This window comes from Helicobacter sp. 12S02634-8, assembly GCF_002272865.1.
GTDB lineage: Bacteria > Campylobacterota > Campylobacteria > Campylobacterales > Helicobacteraceae > Helicobacter_J.
In genome coordinates, this window is the sequence record NZ_MLAP01000027.1 from 1 (window position 1) to 4,774 (window position 4,774).

Sequence of the window (4,774 nt, forward strand, 5' to 3'; positions counted from 1 at the left end):
TGAGTTTGGTGTCTGAGAGTTTGATGACTAAAGCTTCATTATTTGTATTGGTGTTGCCATTAGAGCTTGCGTTAATCGAGCCTTTGCCAACAAATGTGAGTGTTTGGTCATAGGGGTTTTTGGAGAGGTCAATGAGATTGCCATTGAAGCTTGAGGCTTCTAGGGCGTGGGAGAGACCATTGAGGCCAGTGACTTTGGCTGCTTCATTAGCGCTGTAGAAATTAAGATTGAGACTATAGTTGTCTTCTTTGAGATTGCCTGTGAGGCTAGAGCCATAGATAGCAATGGTAGAGCCTTTAGCAATATCTTTTTTATCATCTTTATACACACCTTGCTCGGTGTCTCCACTTGAGCTTTCTTTGTCTTTCCATTTATCAGCTTCAATATCTAAAGGGTTTTTATTGTTGATAGCAATGAAACCTGCATTATTGAGTGCATTGAGGATTCCATAGGGGGTGGTGGTATTTTTATCACTTTCTCCCTCGCTCCCTCCATTTCCACTATCTTCTGTGGTGTTGCCTGCTTGGGTATTAGAGCTTTTCTTGGTGTTATCCATGCCCCCTAGGTTATAGATGGTGATATTGTTTTTAGATGGATTTGTGGTGTCTCCTCCTAAAATCGAGCCTGCAAATTTAACAGTCTGACCGATATAGCTGCTAGCACTATTGTTGTTGTTATCTCCATTATTGGCAGTGGTGATAGTAGTGCCTGTATTATTTGTAAAATCAAAGGAAATATTGTGTGTGCCTTGGCCGACAATCGCTAAGCCTCCAATGGAGGGATTGGAGCCATCAGCGCGTTTAGAATAATCAAAGGCAATGGCTACATCTCTTGGTTTGAGGCTGGAGTCTTCTCCTTTAGTGGAGCCTCCAATGATTCCATTGAGTTCTGTGTTGATGAGATTGAGAGTCCCTAGGGCTCTATAGAGGTTTTCATACTGGATAGTCCCTGCATTATAAAAGCTATAGCTTGAATCTGTTGTGCCTCCTAGGATTGTGCCTGTATAGCCACTTTGACCTTTTTTAAAGGTGCCATCTTTATAGACAAAGGCAATGGTTTTTTTGAAATTATCATTATCAAAGCCAATGTTTCCATCTGAGCTAACCCCTTCTACATAGCCATCGGTGTATTCTGTAATGCCATTGGTGGTGCCATTTGTATTGCTGTTTTCTTTTTTGGTATGGGTTTTATCACTTTGTGTGAGGGTAAAGGACTTATCTCCTTCATTAGCAAGAATCATGGGTCTATTTGCAGAGTCATAGACAACATTTCCCATAGAGTCTTTTTGAATCGTGGCATTCCCAAAGGTGATGGAGAGATTTTTAGTTGAATCAGAGAGAATTCCTGTTTGGGCTTGGCTTGAATCACTGCTATCACTTGAATCATTAGAGCCAGATGTGGTAACAGATTTAGCCAAAGCTGAATTTGTATCTAAGATGATTGAGGTTTTTTCTAAGCCTAGGGCGCCAGTGAAACTAGAGACATCGATATTAGTGGCAGTTTTTAGGGCAAGATCTAGAGTTTGACCTTTGTAGCCATTGTTAGCATTTGTGGTATCGCCATTTTCAGAGCCATCATTAGTGGGGGCGGCTTTTGAGAAGTCAAAGCTACCGACATCAGAGAAGACTACAGAAGAGTTTGTGCCCCCTCCTTTGATATTACTAATGCTTGTGTTAGAGTTTTTACCTTTTAGTTTGCCATCACTATCAGCCCCACCAAAGTTGAGTGTTAGATGGACATTGTTGTTAGAATCTTTGATGATGATATCAGAGATGGAGAGAGATTTGGCTTCAGAGCCACTAGTTCCGTTAGCTTTAGGGACAAAGTCAAGCACGCCTGTGAGTGTGCCTGCATAGCCATTGGTGGTTTGATCAGTTCCATTGCCTGAGATTTTACCGATACTAAGTCCTGCCATATTTTTAAAATTAGCAGAAGAAGCAGAATTGGTGGCTTGGAGGGCGCCAACAGATGTAGTATCAAAGTTGGCTATGAATTTGGTATTAGCTCCTATGGCTTTGATATCTTTGAAGCTTGTGTTTTTAGCATCGATATTTAGTGTGCTTGTGCCATTGGTTAGATTGATATTACCATTTACAGAAGAAGAATCTGAAAAGCTAATCGTGCTTGTGCCTCCTGAGACATTAAGACCATTAGTCCCAATGCTAGAACCTCCTTTAAAGACAACATTATTTGTTCCCCCAGAGATGGTTAAGCCTTTGAGGGTGGATTTGGTATCAAAGTTGATATTGCTTGTATTGCCATTTAAAGTCACAGCGCCAACTTTGGAGTTGTTTTTAGCATTGATGGTTAAAAGCGTGCTGTTATTAGAGATGGTATTGGAGTTAGAGTCTTTTTGGGTGGCATTGTCGAAGTTAAAGACAGCTTGCACGCGAGAAGTATTATTAGTGCGTTGTTGGGCTGTGTATTTCCCATCCCAGATGGCACCGTCTTTGAAATTAAAGGTCACACGTCCTGCTTGGTTTTCAATATCCCCCTTTAATGCGTATTGTTCCCCGTTAGTGTTAGCGCCGTTTCCAGAGAAAGTGGCATCGATAATGGTAGCTTCTGATAGTGAATTATATTTATTGGTAATTTTTCCTGTGAAACTAGAGCGTTTGAAGTTGATTGTAGCTTTGGGGGTGCCAGAGTAAGAAGAGCCAACAAGACCTTTACCGTGGTCGAGGTTGCCCGTAAAGACAGAGTCTATGGCACTGAGATTGAGGTAGCTTGATGAAGTGATGTTTCCAGAGTAGTTTGAGCCATTAAACAACGCAATATTGGCTGTGGGAGAGTTACTCCAAGCAGACATTTGTGTCTTGAGGTCAGCTTTAGCAGTAGAGCCAATCAATGTGAGGTTAAAAGTATTATCTGTAACCATAATTTGAGAATTTTTCTGCGTTGTAGTGCCATTAGAAGTTTGGTCGCTACCCACAAGGGAACTGCCATTTTTAAAGACAAGCGTTGTAGAAGTGCCCCCAGCAATATTTGTTTGTGTCCAATTGCCTTTCATCTTTGCATTATCAAAGGTGAATTTAGCATAACGATTCGCAGTAACATCGCCCACAAAGGCATAACCCTTGTATTTACTCATGCTTGAAGTGTTGCCGTTATAGTTGCCCGTGAAGGTGAAGTCTGCCCAGCCGTATTGACCACCATCTGTGTTGGTAAAATTCCCTATCCATACAGAATCTTTAAATTTGGTAACAAGGCTACCTGCATTGTCTTTGTTAGAAACATTGATGGCTGTAACGGCCATTTTATTGGCAGTGAGATTAGCGTTGTCTGCCCAGTCGAGCTGGAGAGAAAAGGTAGCAGTATCAGTATCCTTGGAGTGCGTGAGTACAACATTATGATAGTCAGTTTTTGCACCAATGCAAGAAACAGCAGAGCCTAAGGTGCAATTTTGATCACCAAAAAAATTATCTGCTTGCGCGATATCTCCTGAGAAAGGAAACAAAAAGGCTGCAAGGACAAAGGAAAATAGCGGTGTAAAGGGCTTTTTTAGGGCTTTGGCTTTGGAGGTTTTTGAGGATTTGGCTGTGATTGAGGCTTGGGGTGTTTTGGTGCTTGAGGCACTGTCGCTTGCAACTCCATCGCTTGAAAATTTGGAGGTTTTTAGAGTTCGGGCTTTTAGGGTGCGTGGTGTTTTATTGTTTGTGCTTGGTGTGCTTGCGCTTGCTTTTAAAGATTTGCTATTAGGGGGGGGGCCATTGTAAGGCTTGAGTCTAGGGATATATCATTTTGGATAGTATTTTTGGTTGTAGCTCTTGGAGTATTTTTGGCTGCTGTAGCAGTGGATTGGGTATTTTCTAGGGCATTATAGACATTAGTACAGCTACTCTTTTTCATAAAAATCCTTTTGAAAGTTTTTCGTAAGAATAGTTTAGAGTAAAAAAATATGAAAGTCAAGGGGGGGGGGGGGGTAAAAATACCAAAATGCACAAATTTAGTGGAAAATTTTTATTGTGAAAATTTTTGTTGTTTTTGGGGTTGGGGGGGATTTTTCGCTCGCCCTCCCCTCTCTTTTTAATAGATTGTATTTAACTAAAAAACATTTTTTTAATCTCAAAAAAGGGGTTTATCCTCCCCTAACATAATGGGTGGGTGGGTCAAGACCTTAGCCCCGAAAAAACTCTTTTTTCGGCAAACCATTATCAAACGATAGAGGGGAAGCTCGCAATCCTCCACCTATCTATTTTTATTGGGATTTCTTTATGAAATCCTAAGACCACTTCAGGGATTAAAAATCCCTTGCGTTCCTAAAGGATAGAGTTATTCCCGACTTTGTCGTTCATCAACTCGTTTTCAGAGGTTCGCACTTCTGCAATCTTGTCTCCCTCTTTTTACACCCTTGGCTTTAGGGCGAGCAAAGACAGCTCTCCAATCCGAGGTTTTCGCCTTTCTGCATTTTGCCTTTGCGTGCAGTGGGTGGGGGCAGGTTTTAGGAAGGGGGAGGGCTAGCTTTGACTAAGTAGAACCCTCCCCCTCCTAAGAAAAGAGTTTTAAAAATATTTTTGGATTTAATTGATTATTCTATTTGCTAAAGAGCTTGAAAGGTTTTCAAAATAAAAAGGTAGGTCTTTAGGATTCTTTAGAATCCCAGTGAAAATAAACAAGAAAAATTAATGGAGAGAAGCCCTAAGCAAGAGCTTAGAGCATAAGGCTTTAGAGTTTAGAAGCGTTTTGAGAGAGATATTCTTGAACACCTTGATGGGTGGCTTTCATACCTTTATCGCCTTTTCTCCAGCCAGCAGGGCATACCTCGCCATTTTCT

2 protein-coding genes and 1 pseudogene are annotated in these 4,774 nt (G+C 41.2%); all 3 read right to left on the minus strand.

Annotated elements, in window-relative coordinates; genetic code table 11:
• Positions 1-3,457: hypothetical protein (locus BKH46_RS09050; protein ID WP_143428950.1), on the minus strand; the 3,457-nt coding region annotated here is incomplete at its 3' end.
• Between the two features lie 224 nt (positions 3,458-3,681).
• Entirely contained in the window at positions 3,682-3,849 is a 168-nt protein-coding gene (locus BKH46_RS09585) for a hypothetical protein (RefSeq protein ID WP_172402619.1), read from the minus strand.
• A gap of 816 nt (positions 3,850-4,665) precedes the next feature.
• Positions 4,666-4,774, minus strand: a pseudogene (locus tag BKH46_RS09060) (peroxiredoxin); the annotation flags it as partial.